16 protein-coding genes are annotated in these 16,742 nt (G+C 56.8%); 11 read left to right on the top strand and 5 right to left on the bottom strand.

Annotated elements, in window-relative coordinates; genetic code table 11:
* The first annotated feature begins 84 nt into the window (after nucleotides 1–84).
* The 4 genes from uvrD (at nucleotide 85) to WFK59_RS19435 (ending at nucleotide 4,653) form a co-directional block, all read left to right on the top strand.
* Nucleotides 85–2,247 (top strand): DNA helicase II, encoded by a 2,163-nt coding sequence (uvrD, locus tag WFK59_RS19445; protein WP_233985650.1) that lies wholly within the window; start codon nucleotides 85–87, stop codon nucleotides 2,245–2,247.
* A gap of 66 nt (nucleotides 2,248–2,313) precedes the next feature.
* The gene (gene ysgD / locus WFK59_RS22145; RefSeq protein ID WP_353846917.1) at nucleotides 2,314–2,370 is read left to right on the top strand and encodes a YsgD/CorL family protein; all 57 of its coding nucleotides are present in this window, start codon (nucleotides 2,314–2,316) and stop codon (nucleotides 2,368–2,370) included.
* A 179-nt stretch (nucleotides 2,371–2,549) separates the two neighbouring features.
* Nucleotides 2,550–3,503 (top strand): magnesium/cobalt transporter CorA, encoded by a 954-nt coding sequence (gene corA, locus WFK59_RS19440; protein ID WP_233985649.1) that lies wholly within the window; start codon nucleotides 2,550–2,552, stop codon nucleotides 3,501–3,503.
* A gap of 97 nt (nucleotides 3,504–3,600) precedes the next feature.
* Nucleotides 3,601–4,653 carry an AbrB family transcriptional regulator gene (locus WFK59_RS19435; RefSeq protein ID WP_233985648.1) on the top strand — a complete coding sequence of 351 codons (1,053 nt, stop codon included), beginning with the start codon at nucleotides 3,601–3,603 and terminating at the stop codon, nucleotides 4,651–4,653.
* On the opposite strand, the gene rarD is transcribed toward WFK59_RS19435, so the two are convergent.
* Both rarD and WFK59_RS19425 read right to left on the bottom strand, forming a co-directional pair.
* On the bottom strand, nucleotides 4,624–5,523 hold the full coding sequence (gene rarD / locus WFK59_RS19430) for an EamA family transporter RarD (RefSeq protein WP_336756915.1): 900 nt from the start codon (nucleotides 5,521–5,523) through the stop codon (nucleotides 4,624–4,626). The two genes, WFK59_RS19435 and rarD, sit on opposite strands and share 30 nt — an antisense overlap.
* A gap of 23 nt (nucleotides 5,524–5,546) precedes the next feature.
* Nucleotides 5,547–6,017 (bottom strand): thioesterase family protein, encoded by a 471-nt coding sequence (locus tag WFK59_RS19425; RefSeq protein ID WP_233985645.1) that lies wholly within the window; start codon nucleotides 6,015–6,017, stop codon nucleotides 5,547–5,549.
* A 194-nt stretch (nucleotides 6,018–6,211) separates the two neighbouring features.
* Between WFK59_RS19425 and pldA the strand changes: the two genes are divergently transcribed.
* The 4 genes from pldA to WFK59_RS19405 all read left to right on the top strand — a co-directional run bounded on the left by pldA (nucleotide 6,212) and on the right by WFK59_RS19405 (nucleotide 10,604).
* Entirely contained in the window at nucleotides 6,212–7,090 is an 879-nt protein-coding gene (gene pldA, locus WFK59_RS19420) for a phospholipase A (protein ID WP_233985644.1), read from the top strand.
* A 24-nt stretch (nucleotides 7,091–7,114) separates the two neighbouring features.
* On the top strand, nucleotides 7,115–8,944 hold the full coding sequence (recQ, locus tag WFK59_RS19415; protein WP_233985643.1) for an ATP-dependent DNA helicase RecQ: 1,830 nt from the start codon (nucleotides 7,115–7,117) through the stop codon (nucleotides 8,942–8,944).
* 12 nt (nucleotides 8,945–8,956) lie between these two features.
* On the top strand, nucleotides 8,957–9,580 hold the full coding sequence (gene rhtC, locus WFK59_RS19410) for a threonine export protein RhtC (RefSeq protein ID WP_233985641.1): 624 nt from the start codon (nucleotides 8,957–8,959) through the stop codon (nucleotides 9,578–9,580).
* Nucleotides 9,581–9,794: 214 nt separating this feature from the next.
* Nucleotides 9,795–10,604: a DUF1460 domain-containing protein gene (locus tag WFK59_RS19405; protein ID WP_336756913.1), complete on the top strand. Its 810-nt coding sequence runs from the start codon at nucleotides 9,795–9,797 to the stop codon at nucleotides 10,602–10,604.
* A gap of 61 nt (nucleotides 10,605–10,665) precedes the next feature.
* Here WFK59_RS19405 and rhtB read toward each other — a convergent pair whose 3' ends face one another.
* Nucleotides 10,666–11,289 carry a homoserine/homoserine lactone efflux protein gene (gene rhtB, locus WFK59_RS19400; RefSeq protein ID WP_336756911.1) on the bottom strand — a complete coding sequence of 208 codons (624 nt, stop codon included), beginning with the start codon at nucleotides 11,287–11,289 and terminating at the stop codon, nucleotides 10,666–10,668.
* 113 nt (nucleotides 11,290–11,402) lie between these two features.
* On the opposite strand from rhtB, the gene pldB reads away from it, so the two are divergent.
* Both pldB and yigL read left to right on the top strand, forming a co-directional pair.
* Nucleotides 11,403–12,395 (top strand): lysophospholipase L2, encoded by a 993-nt coding sequence (gene pldB / locus WFK59_RS19395; RefSeq protein ID WP_233985639.1) that lies wholly within the window; start codon nucleotides 11,403–11,405, stop codon nucleotides 12,393–12,395.
* A 52-nt stretch (nucleotides 12,396–12,447) separates the two neighbouring features.
* A complete protein-coding gene (yigL, locus tag WFK59_RS19390) occupies nucleotides 12,448–13,248 on the top strand; it encodes a sugar/pyridoxal phosphate phosphatase YigL (RefSeq protein WP_233985638.1) in 801 nt (266 codons plus the stop codon).
* Between the two features lie 49 nt (nucleotides 13,249–13,297).
* On the opposite strand, the gene glpT is transcribed toward yigL, so the two are convergent.
* Nucleotides 13,298–14,638, bottom strand: coding sequence for a glycerol-3-phosphate transporter (gene glpT / locus WFK59_RS19385; protein ID WP_336756908.1), 1,341 nt, complete (start codon nucleotides 14,636–14,638; stop codon nucleotides 13,298–13,300).
* Nucleotides 14,639–15,012: 374 nt separating this feature from the next.
* Here glpT and WFK59_RS19380 point away from each other — a divergent pair, with 374 nt between their 5' ends.
* Nucleotides 15,013–15,876 (top strand): carboxylate/amino acid/amine transporter, encoded by an 864-nt coding sequence (locus tag WFK59_RS19380; RefSeq protein WP_233985635.1) that lies wholly within the window; start codon nucleotides 15,013–15,015, stop codon nucleotides 15,874–15,876.
* 330 nt (nucleotides 15,877–16,206) lie between these two features.
* Here WFK59_RS19380 and WFK59_RS19375 read toward each other — a convergent pair whose 3' ends face one another.
* Nucleotides 16,207–16,686, bottom strand: coding sequence for a DUF1456 family protein (locus WFK59_RS19375; protein ID WP_336756907.1), 480 nt, complete (start codon nucleotides 16,684–16,686; stop codon nucleotides 16,207–16,209).
* Between the last annotated feature and the right edge of the window lie 56 nt (nucleotides 16,687–16,742).

Below are 16,742 nucleotides of genomic sequence, written 5' to 3'. Positions count from 1 at the left end.
TCAACCGGCTGCCGCAACGCGCGGCCTGCCATCAGGCGGACCAGACCGGACGACGACGCTTCTCTTCTTTGGTAAACGGGGCTTATGGACGTTTCTGAACTGCTCGACGGTTTGAATGACAAACAGCGCGAGGCCGTTGCGGCTCCGCGCAGTAACCTGCTGGTGCTGGCAGGCGCGGGCAGCGGCAAAACGCGGGTACTGGTGCATCGCATCGCCTGGCTGCTGTCGGTCGAGAACTGCTCACCTTACTCGATCATGGCGGTGACCTTTACCAACAAAGCGGCGGCCGAGATGCGTCACCGTATTGAGCAACTGATCGGTACCAGTCAGGGCGGGATGTGGATCGGCACCTTCCACGGCCTGGCGCACCGCTTGCTGCGTGCGCACCATCTGGACGCTAACCTGCCGCAGGATTTTCAGATCCTCGACAGCGAAGATCAGCTGCGCCTGCTCAAGCGCCTGATCAAATCGATGAACCTGGATGAGAAGCAGTGGCCGGCACGTCAGGGCATGTGGTACATCAACGGCAAAAAAGATGAAGGCCTGCGGCCAAAGCATATCGAAAGCTACGGTAACCCGGTCGAACAGACCTGGCTGCGCATCTATCAGGCTTATCAGGAAGCCTGTGACCGCGCCGGTTTAGTCGATTTTGCTGAATTGCTGCTGCGCGCGCATGAGCTGTGGCTCAACAAGCCGCACATTCTTAATCACTATCGCGAACGGTTCACCAATGTGCTGGTGGACGAGTTCCAGGATACCAACAACATTCAGTATGCGTGGATCCGTATGCTGGCGGGTGACAGCAGCCGGGTGATCATCGTCGGTGATGACGATCAGTCTATCTATGGCTGGCGCGGCGCGCAGGTTGAGAATATTCAGCGCTTCCTGCAGGACTTTCCCGGCGCGGAAACCATCCGCCTGGAGCAAAACTATCGCTCCACCAATAACATTCTGAAGTCTGCCAACGCCCTGATCGCCAACAACAACGGACGTCTGGGCAAAGAGCTGTGGACCGACGGCAGCGACGGCGAGCCTATCTCCATCTATTGCGCCTTTAACGAACTGGACGAAGCGCGCTTTGTGGTAAACCGCATCAAGACGTGGATGGAAAACGGCAATGCGCTGAACGATTGCGCCATTCTCTATCGCAGCAACGCCCAGTCGCGCGTGCTGGAAGAGGCGCTGCTGCAAAGCAGTATGCCGTACCGGATTTATGGCGGTATGCGCTTCTTCGAACGTCAGGAGATCAAAGATGCGCTCTCTTATCTGCGTCTGATGGCCAACCGCAATGATGACGCGGCATTTGAGCGCGTGGTGAATACCCCGACGCGTGGCGTCGGCGATCGCACGCTCGACGTGGTGCGTCAGACCGCGCGTGAACGGCAGATGACGTTGTGGCAGGCGACGCGTGAACTGCTGCAGACCCGGGCGCTGGCTGGTCGGGCTGCCTCGGCGCTGCAACGCTTCTGTGAACTGGTTGATTCGCTGGCTACCGAAACCGCAGAGTTGCCGCTGCACGTCCAGACCGATCGGGTGATCAAAGATTCCGGCCTGTGGCTGATGTACGAGCAGGAGAAAGGCGAAAAAGGCCAGGCTCGTATCGAAAACCTTGAGGAACTGGTGACCGCCACGCGCCAGTTCAGCTATCAGGATGAAGATGAAGATTTAATGCCGCTGCAGGCCTTTTTATCGCACGCGGCGCTGGAAGCGGGCGAAGGCCAGGCGGACAAATGGCAGGATGCGGTGCAGCTGATGACGCTGCACTCGGCAAAAGGGCTGGAGTTCAGCCAGGTGTTTATCGTCGGGATGGAAGAGGGGATGTTCCCAAGCCAGATGTCGCTGGATGAAGGCGGCCGGCTGGAAGAGGAGCGTCGTCTGGCTTATGTTGGCGTCACCCGTGCGATGATCAAGCTGACCCTGACCTATGCCGAAACCCGCCGACTCTATGGTAAGGAAGTGTATCACCGGCCTTCCCGTTTTATCGGCGAACTGCCGGAAGAGTGCATCGAAGAGGTGCGCTTACGCGCCAGCGTCAGCCGGCCGGTGAACCACCAGCGGATGGGCGCGCCGGTGAGCAAAAACGACAGCGGATTCGCGCTCGGCCAGCGGGTTCACCACGCAAAATTTGGTGAAGGCACCATCATTAATCTGGAAGGCAGCGGTGAGCACAGCCGCCTGCAGGTGGCCTTTCAGGGGCAGGGAATCAAGTGGTTAGTGGCGGCTTACGCCAAACTGGAAACCCTTTAGCTGCGGTTGACGACTTTTTCGTCTCAGCGTAACATGCGCCCACTATTATCATGAGAGGACAATGCCTTGGACACGCCCAGTCGATGCTGGCTCACTAACCTGGATAACAGGAATAACATCTAAGGCTACCTCTCTACGCGGGTAGCCTTAGCGGTTATCAGCGACCTCCCTTTACTAATCCCGTCGCACGAGTCAGCACTGATTTACCCTTGAAACTCTGTTTCCGTGTTCAGGTTGCCCGTTCCGCTTTGCGGAACGGCGAACGGCCTTGTCCCATTTAGTCTGCAATGGGGAGTATTGCTATGCTGAGCGCATTTAAACTGGATCACAGCCGCCTGACGCGTCTGGAGCTGGAAGACGAAAACGACAAACTGACCACCTCCGTCTGGGTCGATCTGATCGAACCGGAAGAGGGTGAGCGTGAACGGGTGCAATCGGAGCTGGGTCAGAGCCTGGCAACCCGACCTGAGCTGGAAGATATCGAGGCCTCAGCACGTTTCTTCGAAGATGAAGATGGCCTGCATATCCACTCCTTCTTCTTTTATGAAGATGCGGAAGATCACGCCGGTAACTCCACCGTGGCGTTCACCATTCGTGAAGGCCGCCTTTACACGCTACGTGAACGCGAACTGCCGGCGTTTCGGCTCTATCGTATGCGTGCCCGCAACCAGACCCTGATTGACGGCAATGCGTTCGAACTGCTGCTCGACCTGTTTGAAACCAAAATCGAACAGCTGGCGGATGAGATTGAAAACATCTATAGCGCGCTGGAAAAACTCAGCCGGGTGATCATGGAAGGTCAGCAGGGCGAAGAGTACGATCTGGCGCTGTCCCGCTTAGCCGAACTGGAAGATATCGGCTGGAAGGTGCGCCTGTGCCTGATGGATACCCAGCGCGCGCTCAACTTCCTGGTGCGTAAAGCGCGTTTGCCGGGCAATCAGCTGGAACAGGCGCGTGAAATCCTGCGCGATATCGAATCGCTGCTGCCGCACAACGAGTCGCTGTTCCAGAAGGTAAACTTCCTGATGCAGGCGGCGATGGGCTTTATCAACATCGAACAGAACCGCATCATCAAGATCTTCTCGGTGGTATCGGTGGTGTTCCTGCCGCCAACGCTGGTCGCCTCCAGCTACGGCATGAACTTTGAGTTTATGCCCGAACTGAAGTGGAGCTTTGGTTATCCGGCCGCCATCGGCCTGATGATTCTGGCGGGTCTGGCACCCTACCTCTACTTCAAACGTAAAAACTGGTTATAAAGCGTGCAACGGGTCGTCTGATACGGCCCGTTTTGCTGGTCCCGGTCTGCATTTCTGCGTAATCTACTCCCCTCTTTTTACAAATTATTAACTTCTTATGGACGCTCTCTCGTTGCGCGCACAATGGACACTGCTGTTATTAAGCTCGGTGCTATTGGGCGGCGTGCTGCAATTTTTTCACCTGCCCGCCGCGCTGTTGCTGGGGCCGATGATTGTCGGAGTGGTGATGGGGCTGTCCGGCGCCACGCTGCGAATTGATAAACGGCTGTTTCTGCTGGCTCAGGCGATCCTGGGCTGCATGATTGCGCAGAGCCTTTCGCCTTCAATTCTGACGCCGCTGATTCAGGACTGGCCGGTGGTGCTGGCGGTGTTGCTGCTGACGCTGGCCGCCAGCGGGCTGTCGGGTTTTCTGCTGGTTCGCTTCAGTCATCTGCCCGGCCCGACCGGCGCATGGGGATCGTCACCGGGCGGTGCCTCAGCGATGGTGGCGATGGCCGGTGATTTTGGTGCTGACGTGCGGCTGGTGGCGTTTATGCAGTATCTGCGGGTGCTGTTTGTCGCGACGGCGGCCGCGATGGTGGCGCGAATCGGGCTGGGCGATGCAGCCCACAGCATTTCGACGATTTGGTTCCCGCCGCTGAATCGCGGTTTTGCGGTGACGCTGGCGGTCATGCTGATAGGGGCATGGCTCGGCACCCGGCTGCGTATTCCTTCCGGTGCCTTATTGCTGCCGGCGCTGGCCGGTGCGGCATTGCACAGCAGTGAAATAGCGGTTTTGCAGGTGCCGGAATGGCTGCTGGCGCTGGCGTACGCCCTGATCGGCTGGAGCGTCGGGCTGCGCTTCACCCGACCGGTTTTTTTGCTGGCATTACGTACGCTGCCGCAGATGCTGGCGTCAATCTTTGGATTGATGCTGCTCTGTGGTGGGCTGGCGTGGATGCTGACGCGGGTACTGCATATCGATCTGATGACGGCCTATCTCGCCACCAGTCCCGGGGGGCTGGACACGGTGGCGATTATTGCTGCCGGCACCCAGGTCAACATGGCATTTGTGATGGCATTACAGACGCTGCGGCTGTTCACCATCCTGCTGACCGGCCCGGCGATGGCGCGCTTTATCTCACGCTATGCGCGGCCGGCCACGGAATGAAAATGCCACCGCATCACAGACGAACACCAGCAGCGCCAGCCAGATAAAGCCAAAGGTCACCATTTTGTCTGGCGTGATAGTCTCGCCGTAGAACACCACCGCCAGCACGAACATCAGCGTCGGGCCCAGGTACTGAAAGAAACCGACGGTGGAGAGACGCAGGCGGCTACAGGCAGCGGCGAACAGCATCAGCGGAATGGTGGTAACAATACCGGCCGCCACCAGCTTCAGGTTCAGGCTCAGCGGATTGGCGGATAAGTGGCTGGTGGCGCTGTCGGCAAAGCCAAACAGGTAGATGGCCGCCAGCGGAAACAGCCACAGGGTCTCAATCAGCATCCCGCTCTGCGCATCCACCTGAATCTTTTTACGCAGCAGGCCATAAAAGGCAAAGCTTAGCGCCAGACCCAGCGCGATAATCGGCAGCGAACCAAACTGCCAGAGCTGCACCAGCACGCCGACGGTAGCCAGCAACACCGCCAGCCACTGTAAGCGGCGAAAACGCTCGCGCAAAAACAGCATGCCGGACACCACGTTAATCAGCGGGTTAATAAAGTAGCCGAGGCTGGCTTCCAGCATATGCTGGTTATTGACTGCCCAGATAAACAGCAGCCAGTTACCGCCGATAGTGAGCGCGGTGATCGCCAGCAACAGTACTTTTTTCGGCTGGCGCAGCACGCTGCGTACGCCAGGCCAGCTGCGGGTCAGGGAGATCAGGATCAGCATAAACAGGGCTGACCAGATAACCCGGTGCGTCATGATCTCGGTTGCCGGAACGGCTTTCACCAGTTTGAAATAAGCCGGGGCGATACCCCAGATAAAGTAAGCACCCAGTGCAAAGCCGACGCCCTGGCGAGTTTGTTGCGTATCCATGTCAGTTCCGTTGTCAGGCAAAATTAGCCGATCAGATAAGTGGCGGTTGCTGTGGCGATATAATCGCCCTGCTGGTTGTGTAATTCGACGCGGGCCACCGCGACTTTATTGCCGGCGCGCAGCAGGCTGCTGGTGGCGGTAAAGCGTTCACCGCGTCCCGGCCGTAAATAATCAACGCGCATGTCGATGGTGCCCATGCGGGAGAGACGCTGACGTAACTCCTCTTCGCTGATGCTCTGCTGGCGGGTGAGCGCATTGCTGACGCATACCATGCCCGCCGCGACGTCCAGCACCGAGGCGATCACCCCGCCGTGCAAAATCTGCTGTGCGGTGTTGCCGACCAGCATGGTTTTGTTGGCAAAACTGATTTCGGCATAGTCAGCCTCCAGCCGCGTCAGTTCCAGGCCTAACGCCTGATTAAACGGCATGTGATACACGAAAATTTCGCCAACCAGTTGGCGAGCTTCCTGCTGCGTCAGCACGAGTGATGACATGATGCGGTGTCCTGAAAAATTCGGGCCAGAGGGGCGCGTAATGTTAATGAGCTGTGTATTCTATGCCGCTCGCGAGGGGGTTTCCAGTTTAAGAAATCAGCTCTCATCATCATTGCCATTTGTGTGTAGAATGGCCTGCTTTTTAACACACCCTTTCGGTACTTTTTACTACGCAGCGCTCACCGGAGAATTTTATGCGTAAGCATCGCGCCTTGCTGGCGGCTATGGTATTACTTCCTGCACTGGCGCAGGCGGACGAAGCTCAGGTTAAAGATGTTCATGACGCGCCGCAGGTGCGTGGCAGCATTATCGCTAACCTGCTGGAGAAGCATGACAACCCGTTTGTTCTCTATCCTTATGAGAACAACTATCTTCTCTATACCTATACCAGCGATCTCAATAAAGAGGCGATCTCCTCCTATAACTGGGCTGAAAATGCCCGTAAGGATGAGGTAAAATTCCAGCTCAGCCTGGCGTTCCCGCTGTGGCGCGGTATCCTGGGTGATAATTCGGTGCTGGCGGCCTCTTATACGCAGCGTTCCTGGTGGCAGTTGTCGAATCGCGGTGAGTCATCCCCGTTTCGTGAAACCAACTATGAGCCGCAGATTTTCCTGGGCTGGGCGACCGATTACTCGTTCGCGGGCTGGACCCTGCGTGATGTTGAGGTGGGTCTCAACCATGAATCCAATGGCCGTAGCGACCCCACTTCACGTAGCTGGAACCGCGTCTATACGCGTCTGATGGCGCAGAACGGCAACTTCATGGCGGAGATCAAACCCTGGTACCGCATTCCGGAAGGGGATAGCAGCGATGATAATCCCGATATCACCAAATATATGGGTTACTACCGCGCCAAATTGGGTTACATGCTCGGCGATAGTATCTTCAGTGTAGAAGGCAACTATAACTGGAACAGCGGTTATGGCGGCGCGACGTTTGGCTGGAGCTATCCGATCTCGGAGCACGTTCGCTTCTATACGCAGGTATTTAGCGGCTATGGCGAATCGCTGATCGATTACGACCATCGTCAGACCCGTCTGGGTGTCGGCGTAACGCTGAACGACTTGTTCTAATCAATTACGTAAGACAGGAATAGCGTGGCAACCTCGGCAGTCCTTAATCAGGAAGCGCTGGCGCAGCAGGTATTGCAGGATACCTTCGGCTACCAGCAGTTTCGTCCCGGTCAACAGACAATCATTAACCAGGCGCTGAGCGGGCGCGACTGTCTGGTGGTGATGCCGACCGGCGGCGGTAAATCACTGTGCTATCAGATCCCGGCGCTGGTACGCGACGGGCTGACGCTGGTGGTTTCGCCGCTGATCTCGCTGATGAAAGATCAGGTGGATCAACTGCTGGCCAACGGCGTGGCGGCGGCCTACCTCAATTCGACCATGACGCGTGAGCAGCAGCAGACGGTGATGGCGGATTGCCGCACCGGTCGGGTTAAGCTGCTCTATATCGCGCCAGAACGCCTGATGATGGATAACTTCCTCGAAAATCTGGCGCACTGGCAGCCCGCCATGCTGGCGGTGGACGAAGCGCACTGTATTTCCCAGTGGGGCCACGATTTCCGTCCGGAGTATGGTGCGCTGGGACGGATGCGTCAGCGCTTCCCGGAGCTGCCGGTGATGGCGCTGACCGCTACCGCCGATGAAACCACCCGCAACGATATCGTTAATCTGTTGCATATGCAGGACCCGCTGATTCAGATCAGCAGTTTCGACCGCCCCAATATTCGCTATACGCTGGTCGAGAAATTCAAACCTACCGAGCAGTTGCTGCGTTACGTGCAGGATCAGCGCGGTAAGTGCGGCATCATTTACTGCAACAGCCGGGCGAAGGTCGAAGACACCGCCGCACGCCTGCAAAGCCGTGGATTGAGCGTGGGTGCCTACCATGCCGGAATCGACAGCGAGCAGCGCGCCCGGGTGCAGGAAGCGTTTCAGCGCGACGATCTGCAAATCGTGGTCGCCACGGTGGCATTCGGGATGGGCATCAACAAGCCCAACGTTCGCTTTGTGGTACATTTCGATATTCCGCGCAACATCGAATCCTACTATCAGGAAACCGGACGAGCAGGGCGTGATGGCCTGCCGGCTGAGGCGATGATGCTCTACGATCCGGCGGATATGGCGTGGCTGCGCAAATGTCTCGAAGAGAAAGCGCCGGGTCCGCTGCAGGATATTGAGCGTCATAAGCTCAACGCGATGGGGGCCTTCGCGGAAGCGCAGACCTGTCGCCGTCTGGTGCTACTCAACTACTTCGGTGAAGGCCGGCAGCAGCCGTGCGGCAACTGCGATATCTGTCTCGATCCGCCCAAGCGCTACGACGGTCTGGTTGAGGCGCAAAAAGCGCTCTCCGGTATCTATCGCGTCGGCCAGCGTTTCGGCATGGGATATATTGTCGAAGTGCTGCGTGGAGCCAATAACCAGCGAATCCGCGAGCTCGGGCACGACAAACTGCCGATTTACGGGCTGGGCAAAGATCAGAGCCATGAGCACTGGGTCAGCGTGTTACGCCAGCTGATTCATCTGGGGCTGGTCACGCAAAACATCGCCATGCACTCGGCGCTGCAGCTGACCGAAGCGGCACGGCCGGTGCTGCGTGGTGAAGTGCCGCTGATGCTGGCGGTTCCGCGGTTGATTACCGCCAGGCCGAAAAGCAACAGTCCGGCGAAGTTTCACGGCGGTAACTACGATCGCAAACTGTTTGCCAAGCTGCGTAAGCTGCGCAAAGCGATTGCTGATGAAGAGAATATTCCGCCATACGTGGTGTTCAATGACGCCACGCTGATCGAAATGGCCGAGCAGATGCCGGTCAGCGCCTCAGAGATGCTCAGCGTCAATGGCGTCGGCCACCGTAAACTGGAGCGCTTTGGCAAACCTTTCCTGGTGATGATCAAAGAGCACCTTGATGATGAAGAGTAAAGGACACTGCATATGCTGATGTTATTCGCTACCGTGGCGCTGGTTCATCTGGTGGCTCTGATGAGCCCCGGCCCCGATTTCTTTTTCGTGTCTCAGACTGCCGCCAGCCGTTCGCGCAAAGAGGCGATGATGGGCGTGCTGGGCATTACGCTCGGGATTGTAGTCTGGGCCGGTGTGGCGCTGATGGGCCTGCATCTGATTCTGGAGAAAATGGCCTGGCTGCATCAGATCATTATGGTCGGCGGCGGCCTTTATCTGCTGTGGATGGGCTGGCAGCTGATGTGCTCAGCGCGTCAGCGTCACAAACAGCCGCAGCAGGATGAGCCGGTGGTTGAGCTGCCGAAACGCGGCATGAGCTTTATCAAAGGGCTGCTGACCAATCTGTCGAATCCGAAAGCGATCATCTACTTCGGCAGCGTATTTTCCCTGTTTGTCGGTGACGACGTCGGTGCAGCGGAGCGCTGGGGGCTGTTTTTACTGATTGTCGGCGAAACCTTTGCCTGGTTCGCGCTGGTGGCTGCCATTTTCGCGATGCCGTGGATGCGCAATAAGTATCAGCGGTTAGCCAAGTGGGTGGATGGCATGGCAGGCGTGCTGTTTGCTGGCTTTGGTCTTCATCTGATCATCTCTCGCTAATCACGCCAGGTTATGCCGGAGCGCGCGTGGCGCATCCGGCATACACTTCACTTCTCCTCTCCCCGATATTTCATCTGAGTGACGGCTGTTACGCTCGGCGTCTGCCGATGGCGCGCTGTTGTAACCGCAGATAAATAGTCACTATTGGTTAATCAATGAAACCATCACCTCCGGTAAGGTCAGGTCTGCGGACTGTTTTTTCATGGAGAGGATGATGAGAGTCAACACCGCGTTATTGCTATTAGTGACGGCTTGTCTCAGCGCCTGCGCCTCGCACGATGCTGCCGATTACCGAGCCCCTGAATCGGCGAAAGCGGATAAAGTGTCGGTGATCCTGGCGCAGGGGCTTCCGACGTCAGATCAGCAGCAGGGTGAAAGGATTAGCCAGATTTCTGCTGCTTTTCTCGGGACACCCTATCAAGCGAATATGCTGACAGGTTCGCCTGATACCCCTGAAGTGCTGGTGATCAATTTCAACGGTGTCGATTGTTTCACGCTGCTGGATTACGTGCAGGCGCTGAACCGCAGCCACGATCGCGCCAGCTTTGAGGCTAACCTGATTCGAACCCGCTACGTTGACGGTGAGGTCAGCTATCTGAAGCGACGCCACTTTTTCTCCGACTGGTTCGCTGACCGTCCGCGCAATGCCAATGACATCACCCGCACCCTCAGCCCACAGGCGGTGACGGTAGTGAAGCAACTCAATCATCAGGCCAACGGAACAGAACGGGTGCCGGGCCTGGGTGTGATATCACGCCACATTACCTACATCCCGGCCCAGGCAATCACACCTCAGGTGCTGGAGCAGATCCAAACCGGCGATTATGTGGGCGTTTACGCCACACAGCAGGGGCTGGATGTCTCCCATGTGGGGATTGCTGTCCGGCATGATGGTCAGTTGTGGTTCAGGAACGCCTCCTCCCTGGCCGCCAATCGCAAAGTTGTCGATACGCCATTCAGGGAATATATGCGTTCAAAACCGGGCATGATGGTACTGCGTGCGGTGCCACTGACAGCGCCGTAGCGAAGAAGGGGAAGAAGGGATAATCTTTCGCGCCGACCTGAGTGCGTCGGCGCGTCAGGGATTAAGCGATTTTTCTGGCGCTGGCCAGCAGCGCACCCACCGCCATAAACAGCCCGCCAAAAATACGGTTCATCAGCTTCATCTGCTTCGGCCCTTTGATCCAGCCTGCAATGCGCTTCGCTAACGTGGCGTAGCCAATCATCACGATAATATCGACCACCACGGTGGTGACGCCCAGCACCAGATACTGCATCAGCTGCGGCTGGTGTGGCTGGATAAACTGCGGAAACAGCGCGGCAAGAAAAACGATGCTTTTCGGGTTGGTCAGGTTGACCAGCACCGCGCGTTTGAACAGGCGACGGCGTGGCATCGCTTTAGCCACCGCATCAAGATCGATGCCGCCCGCGGACCGCCACTGCTGAATGCCGAGCCACACCAGATAGGCGGCACCGGCCCATTTCAGGATTTCAAACGCCAGCAGCGACTGGGAAAACAGCGCCCCCAGACCGATACCCACCAGCACGATGTGCAACGCCAGGCCGACCTGCAAACCGGAAATAGAGGCCACCGTGCCGCGATAGCCGTGGCTGATGCCGGTACTCATGGTGTTGATTGCGCCGGAACCGGGCGACAGGCTTAAAATTGTGGTGGTCAGCAGATAGGTCAGCCACCATTCGATGGTCATGGGTTGCGCTCTCTTTGGCGGCAGAATTGTGACACAATACGCCAGAAATAAGCGCGGCGCTATGGCCGACGTACCGCATTAAAGACTCTTTTTTCCGGCCATCAGGGGGGCGAATGAATCAACATAAAGCCAGTTGGTTGCAACGAGAAAAAGCCTTTGCTGCCTTTGCCACCGGGCCGCTGCTCGACTTCTGGCACCGCCGTGAGGAACGTGAGTTTATCGGCGTCGGGAATCTCACCCTGCGCTATGTGCGTTTCACCTCCCCGCAACATCGGCGTGTCATCCTGATCGTGCCTGGCCGCATTGAGAGTTACATAAAATATCCTGAGCTGGCGTACGATCTGTTTCATTGTGGTTTCGACGTGGTGATCCTCGATCATCGCGGTCAGGGCCGATCCGATCGTCTGCTGGAAGATTCACACCGTGGTCATGTGGCTGAATTTACCCACTACGTCGACGATCTGGAAACGCTCTACCTAAAAGAGATTGTCAGCGGTCACTACCAGCAGCGTTATGCACTGGCCCACTCTATGGGCGGGGCGATTTTAACGCTGTTTCTGGCGCGCCAGCCGCAGGCTTTCCATGCGGTTGCGCTGGTGGCACCGATGTTTGGCATTGCGCTGCCGTTGCCCTCTTTCCTGGCGCACCGGATCCTCGACTGGGCTGAGAAACGGCCGGCACTGCGTGATGGCTACGCGCTGGGTACCGGACGCTGGCGTGCGCATCCGTTTGGCATCAACCGGCTGACGCACAGCGCCGAGCGTTATCGCCGCAGCCTGCGTTTTTATGCGGACGATCCGGCGATTCGCGTGGGTGGCCCGACGTATCACTGGGTGCGCGAAGGCATTCATGCGGGTCGCAACATCATCAGCCAGGCCGATAAAATCACTACGCCGCTGCTGTTGCTGCAGGCCAGTGATGATCAGGTGGTGGATAACCGCTCGCAGGATCTCTTTTGTGCTGCCATGGCGGCGGCAGGTCATCCGTGCGAAGGGAATAAACCGCGCGTGATTAACGGTGCGCGTCATGAGATCCTGTTTGAAAAAGACAACATGCGCGCCGAAGCGCTTAATGCAGTGATCGACTTTTTTTCATCGCATCGCTGACGTTCATTATCCGACTGGCTCCGGCCAGCAGAATCAGATACCCGAGGTTTTCATGTACCACATCGTTGCATCCGATCTGGATGGCACGCTGCTTTCTCCCGAACATCGCCTGACGCCTTTTGCGCGCGAAACGCTGCAACAGCTGGTCGCAAAGGATATTCATTTCGTGTTTGCCACCGGCCGCCATCATATTGATGTCGGACAGATGCGCGATAGCCTGGCTATCCCGGCGTACATGATCACTTCCAACGGCGCACGGGTGCATAATGCTCAGGGCGAGCTGGTGTTCAGCCATAACCTGGACGAAGACATCGCGAATGATCTGTTTGGTCTGCAGTATCATCACAGCGATATTCTGACCCATGTTTACCGTGATGATGAGTGGTTTGTCAGCCGTTCCCGTCCCGCTGAGCAGGATTACTTCCGTGAATCGGTATTCAACTATCAGGTCTATGAACCGGGTCTGTTGCCGACCGATAACATCAGTAAAGTCTTTTTTACCTGTGAAGATCCTGAGCATCTGATCCCGATGGAGCAGGCGATTGAAGCGCGCTGGGGCGATCGGGTTAACGTCAGTTTTTCACTGCCGACCTGCCTCGAAGTGATGGCGGGTGGCGTATCGAAAGGGCATGCGCTGGAGGCCGTAGCGAAGCAGCTGGGCCATACGCTGCATAGCTGTATCGCCTTTGGCGACGGCATGAATGATGTGGAGATGCTGAGCATGGCGGGTAAGGGCTATATCATGCAGAACGCCCATCAGCGGCTGAAAGATACCTTGCCGGAGCTGGATGTGATCGGTTCGAATGCCGATGATGCGGTGCCACAGACGCTGCGCACGCTCTACCTTTCCTGAGGATATCGCGCAAACAAAGGGCCGGTTAACCGGCCCTTTTTTATTGCCGTCAGGCCAGTTTCTGCTTGTGTTTATGCTCGCTGACCATGGTCAGCAACAGCAGGATCACCGCCAGTACGCAGCCGGCAATCATCACCAGAAAACCGCCGTCCCAGCCAAAGTAGTCAACGGTGTAACCGACAATGGCGCTGGCCGCCACCGAACCGCCCAGATAACCAAACAGGCCGGTAAAACCTGCGGCGGTGCCGGCGGCTTTCTTGGGTGCCAGCTCCAGCGCGTGCAGGCCAATCAGCATCACCGGACCATAAATCAGGAAACCAATCACGATCATACAGGCCATATCAACGCCAGGATTGCCCGCCGGGTTCAGCCAGTAAATCACCGTGGCGATCGTCACCAGCGTCATAAAGAACACGCCGGTGGCCCCGCGGTTACCGCGAAACACTTTGTCTGACATCCAGCCACATAACAGCGTGCCCGGAATACCGGCATACTCATACAGGAAGTAGGCCCAGGAGGACTTATCCAGCGTGAAGTGCTTCACCTCTTTCAGGTAGGTCGGCGACCAGTCGAGAATGCCGTAGCGCAGCAGATAGACAAAAACGTTCGCCAGCGCGATGTACCACAGCAGTTTGTTAGGCAGCACATATTTCATGAAGATTTGCTTAGCAGTTAACTCCTCTTCATGACTGGCATCGTAATCTGGCGGATAGTCGTTTTTATACTCTTCGATCGGCGGCAGGCCACAGGATTGGGGCGTGTCGCGCATCAGGGCAAACGCGAAGAGCGCAATCAGGATGGCACCAAAGGCGGGCATATAGAGTGCCGCTTTCCAGTCGTTGAACCACGCCATGCCAAGCAGGAACAGCAGCGGTGGCAGGCCGCCGCCGACGTTATGGGCGCAGTTCCACACCGAGACAATGCTGCCGCGCTCCTTCTGCGACCACCAGTGCACCATGGTACGACCGCACGGTGGCCAGCCCATGCCCTGGAACCAGCCGCAGACAAACAGCAGCACGAACATCACCATAATGCTGGAGGTGGCCCAGGGCACGAATCCCATAAACAACATCACCGCCGCGGCCAGGATCAGTCCGGCTGGCAGGAAGACGCGCGGATTCGAGCGATCGGACACTGAGCCCATGATGAATTTCGAGAAGCCATAGGCGATCGAAATGCCTGACAGGGCGAAACCGAGATCGCCACGTGAAAAGCCTTGCTCGACCAGATAGGGCATCGCGAGCGCAAAGTTTTTTCTGACCAGATAGTAGGCGGCATAGCCAAAAAAGATCCCAATAAAAATTTGCCAGCGCAGACGACGGTAGAGCGGATCGACGCGATCCGCTGCTACCTGCGGCTGACGTGGTGCAGGTTTAAAAATACTCAGCATCAGTGAGGCCCTCCAGGGCACATTATGGTTTTTTACATTCCCAGCGGTGGGGTCAAAAAAAGACAAAAAGAAATGGCGACGTGATGTTCCATTTCGCGCAAAGAATAAAATTAGTGACCTGACGTTACTGTGATGCGTGACACATTTGTTACAGTTTTATTACAGCGCCGAGCGAAAGTGATCACCATATGGTTTATTTCGCGCATTCGGGGAAAAACGTCGCCAGCAGGAGACGGGGATGTTACAGCGGGGTTGAGCTGTTGCAGCAGTTGCGCATTGTTTGCTTTAAAAGTAATCGGATGTAAACCAGATAGTGCAGCCGATCGACAGCACATTGTTTACACTGACACTCTGTTAACTTCGGGGTCGTTACCGTGTTCTTATTGATCATCACCACTATTCTGTGGGCTTTTTCGTTCAGCCTGATTGGCGAGTATCTTGCCGGCCAGGTGGACAGCTGGTTTTCTGTACTGATGCGCCTGGCGCTGGCCGCAATAGTCTTTTTGCCTTTTCTGCGCTGGCGCGGTTACCGTCCCTCAACTCTGCTGCTCTATATGCTGGTCGGGATGTTGCAGTTAGGAGTGATGTATCTGCTGAGCTTTGAAGCCTACCTCTATCTCAGCGTGTCGGAATTTTTGCTGTTTACGGTGATGACGCCGCTCTATGTGACCCTGATCTATGACCTGATTAGCCGTCGTCCGCTGCGGATCGGCTATATCTTCAGCGCGCTGCTGGCGGTCGCCGGGGCGGCCATTATCCGCTATGACAAGGTCAGCGATAATTTCTGGGTTGGCCTGCTGCTGGTGCAGCTGGCGAACATCTGCTTTGCTGCCGGTATGGTGGGGTACAAGCGTCTGCAGGAGACCCGTCCGATGCCGCAGCACACCGCCTTTTCCTGGTTCTACCTTGGCGCAGTGGTGATTGCGGTCATCGCCTGGTTCATCTGGGGCAATCCGCAGAAACTCCCGACCACCTCGCTGCAATGGGGCATTCTGGTCTGGCTGGGCGTGGCCGCTTCGGGTCTCGGCTACTTTATGTGGAACTATGGTGCGACCCAGGTTGATGCCGGCACGCTGGGCATCATGAATAACATGCACGTCCCCGCCGGACTGCTGGTTAACCTGGCGATCTGGCAGGAGAAGCCGCACTGGCCGAGCTTTATCGCCGGCGCGCTGGTGATCCTCGCCTCGCTGTGGGTGCATAAGCGCTGGGTGGTGGGGCGCAGTGACCGGTTATAAGGTGAAATGGGTGCGCTGATACCGGTAAATAGCGGCTGTTGCATAGGTGCGGCCTTCCGGGCTGGCGCGCCTGATCGCAAGGAATCTCACCTCCCTGTGGGTCGGCCGGGCCATCCGGCCCGGACGCTTCGCTCTTCTGACGCGCCAGCCCTGGAGGGGTGACAGCATCATCGCGGTTAAACCGGGGATCAGAGCGAACATGAAAGAGGAGAGGGCGGGCTGAGAAGTATAGCGTCCGCCGCCGGGACAAAAACGGCGGCTGGCGCTCCAGAGATGCATTGACGCCGGCTTTACGCAGCAGCGCTCTATTGCCGACGGGATGACACGATATCAGGCAGGCTTCCCATTCTTAGGGCGCTGAATCATCGCCAGGCCTTTCAGGAAGTTACGCAGAATCTGGTCGCCGCACTCACGGTAATTTTTGTGGTCAGGTTTGCGGAAAATCGCACCGATTTCTGCCTGCGAAACGGTGAAACTGGCGCGTTTCAGCACTTCAGGGATATCCGTGGTTTTCAGATCAAAGGCGATGCGCAACTTCTTCATAAAGATGTTGTTATTCATCTTGCGCTCAATGGAAGGAGCCGGCATCTCTTCACTTTTGCCACGACGGTAAAAGATCAGGCCGTTAAGAAAGTAGCCCATCAGCACATCGGGGCAGGGACGAAACGCGGCATCTTCATCTTTTTTCAGCCACGCCTGGATATCCGTCTGCGGGACTTCACACTGCGCCAGCGCAAAAATTTCCACCATTTTGGCATCGCTCAGATCGAGCATATAGCGCACGCTGCGCAGAATATCGTTGTTAGTCATGGTGAGATCTTCTCATGGTCAGTCGACAGGCTGCGCATTATAGGGGATTTTACTGT

Source organism: Pantoea sp. USHLN298, assembly GCF_037149395.1.
GTDB classification, from domain to species: domain Bacteria; phylum Pseudomonadota; class Gammaproteobacteria; order Enterobacterales; family Enterobacteriaceae; genus Pantoea; species Pantoea astica.
The sequence above is the reverse complement of the archived record's forward strand: the minus strand, read 5'-3'. Positions and strand labels throughout refer to the sequence as shown.

Coding starts and splice junctions, on each gene's coding strand:
- uvrD (WP_233985650.1), top strand. CDS start 85: ATGGACGTTTCTGAACTGCTCGACGGTTTGAATGACAAACAGCGCGAG.
- corA (WP_233985649.1), top strand. CDS start 2,550: ATGCTGAGCGCATTTAAACTGGATCACAGCCGCCTGACGCGTCTGGAG.
- WFK59_RS19435 (WP_233985648.1), top strand. CDS start 3,601: ATGGACGCTCTCTCGTTGCGCGCACAATGGACACTGCTGTTATTAAGC.
- rarD (WP_336756915.1), bottom strand. CDS start 5,523: ATGGATACGCAACAAACTCGCCAGGGCGTCGGCTTTGCACTGGGTGCT.
- WFK59_RS19425 (WP_233985645.1), bottom strand. CDS start 6,017: ATGTCATCACTCGTGCTGACGCAGCAGGAAGCTCGCCAACTGGTTGGC.
- pldA (WP_233985644.1), top strand. CDS start 6,212: ATGCGTAAGCATCGCGCCTTGCTGGCGGCTATGGTATTACTTCCTGCA.
- rhtC (WP_233985641.1), top strand. CDS start 8,957: ATGCTGATGTTATTCGCTACCGTGGCGCTGGTTCATCTGGTGGCTCTG.
- WFK59_RS19405 (WP_336756913.1), top strand. CDS start 9,795: ATGAGAGTCAACACCGCGTTATTGCTATTAGTGACGGCTTGTCTCAGC.
- rhtB (WP_336756911.1), bottom strand. CDS start 11,289: ATGACCATCGAATGGTGGCTGACCTATCTGCTGACCACCACAATTTTA.
- pldB (WP_233985639.1), top strand. CDS start 11,403: ATGAATCAACATAAAGCCAGTTGGTTGCAACGAGAAAAAGCCTTTGCT.
- yigL (WP_233985638.1), top strand. CDS start 12,448: ATGTACCACATCGTTGCATCCGATCTGGATGGCACGCTGCTTTCTCCC.
- glpT (WP_336756908.1), bottom strand. CDS start 14,638: ATGCTGAGTATTTTTAAACCTGCACCACGTCAGCCGCAGGTAGCAGCG.
- WFK59_RS19375 (WP_336756907.1), bottom strand. CDS start 16,686: ATGACTAACAACGATATTCTGCGCAGCGTGCGCTATATGCTCGATCTG.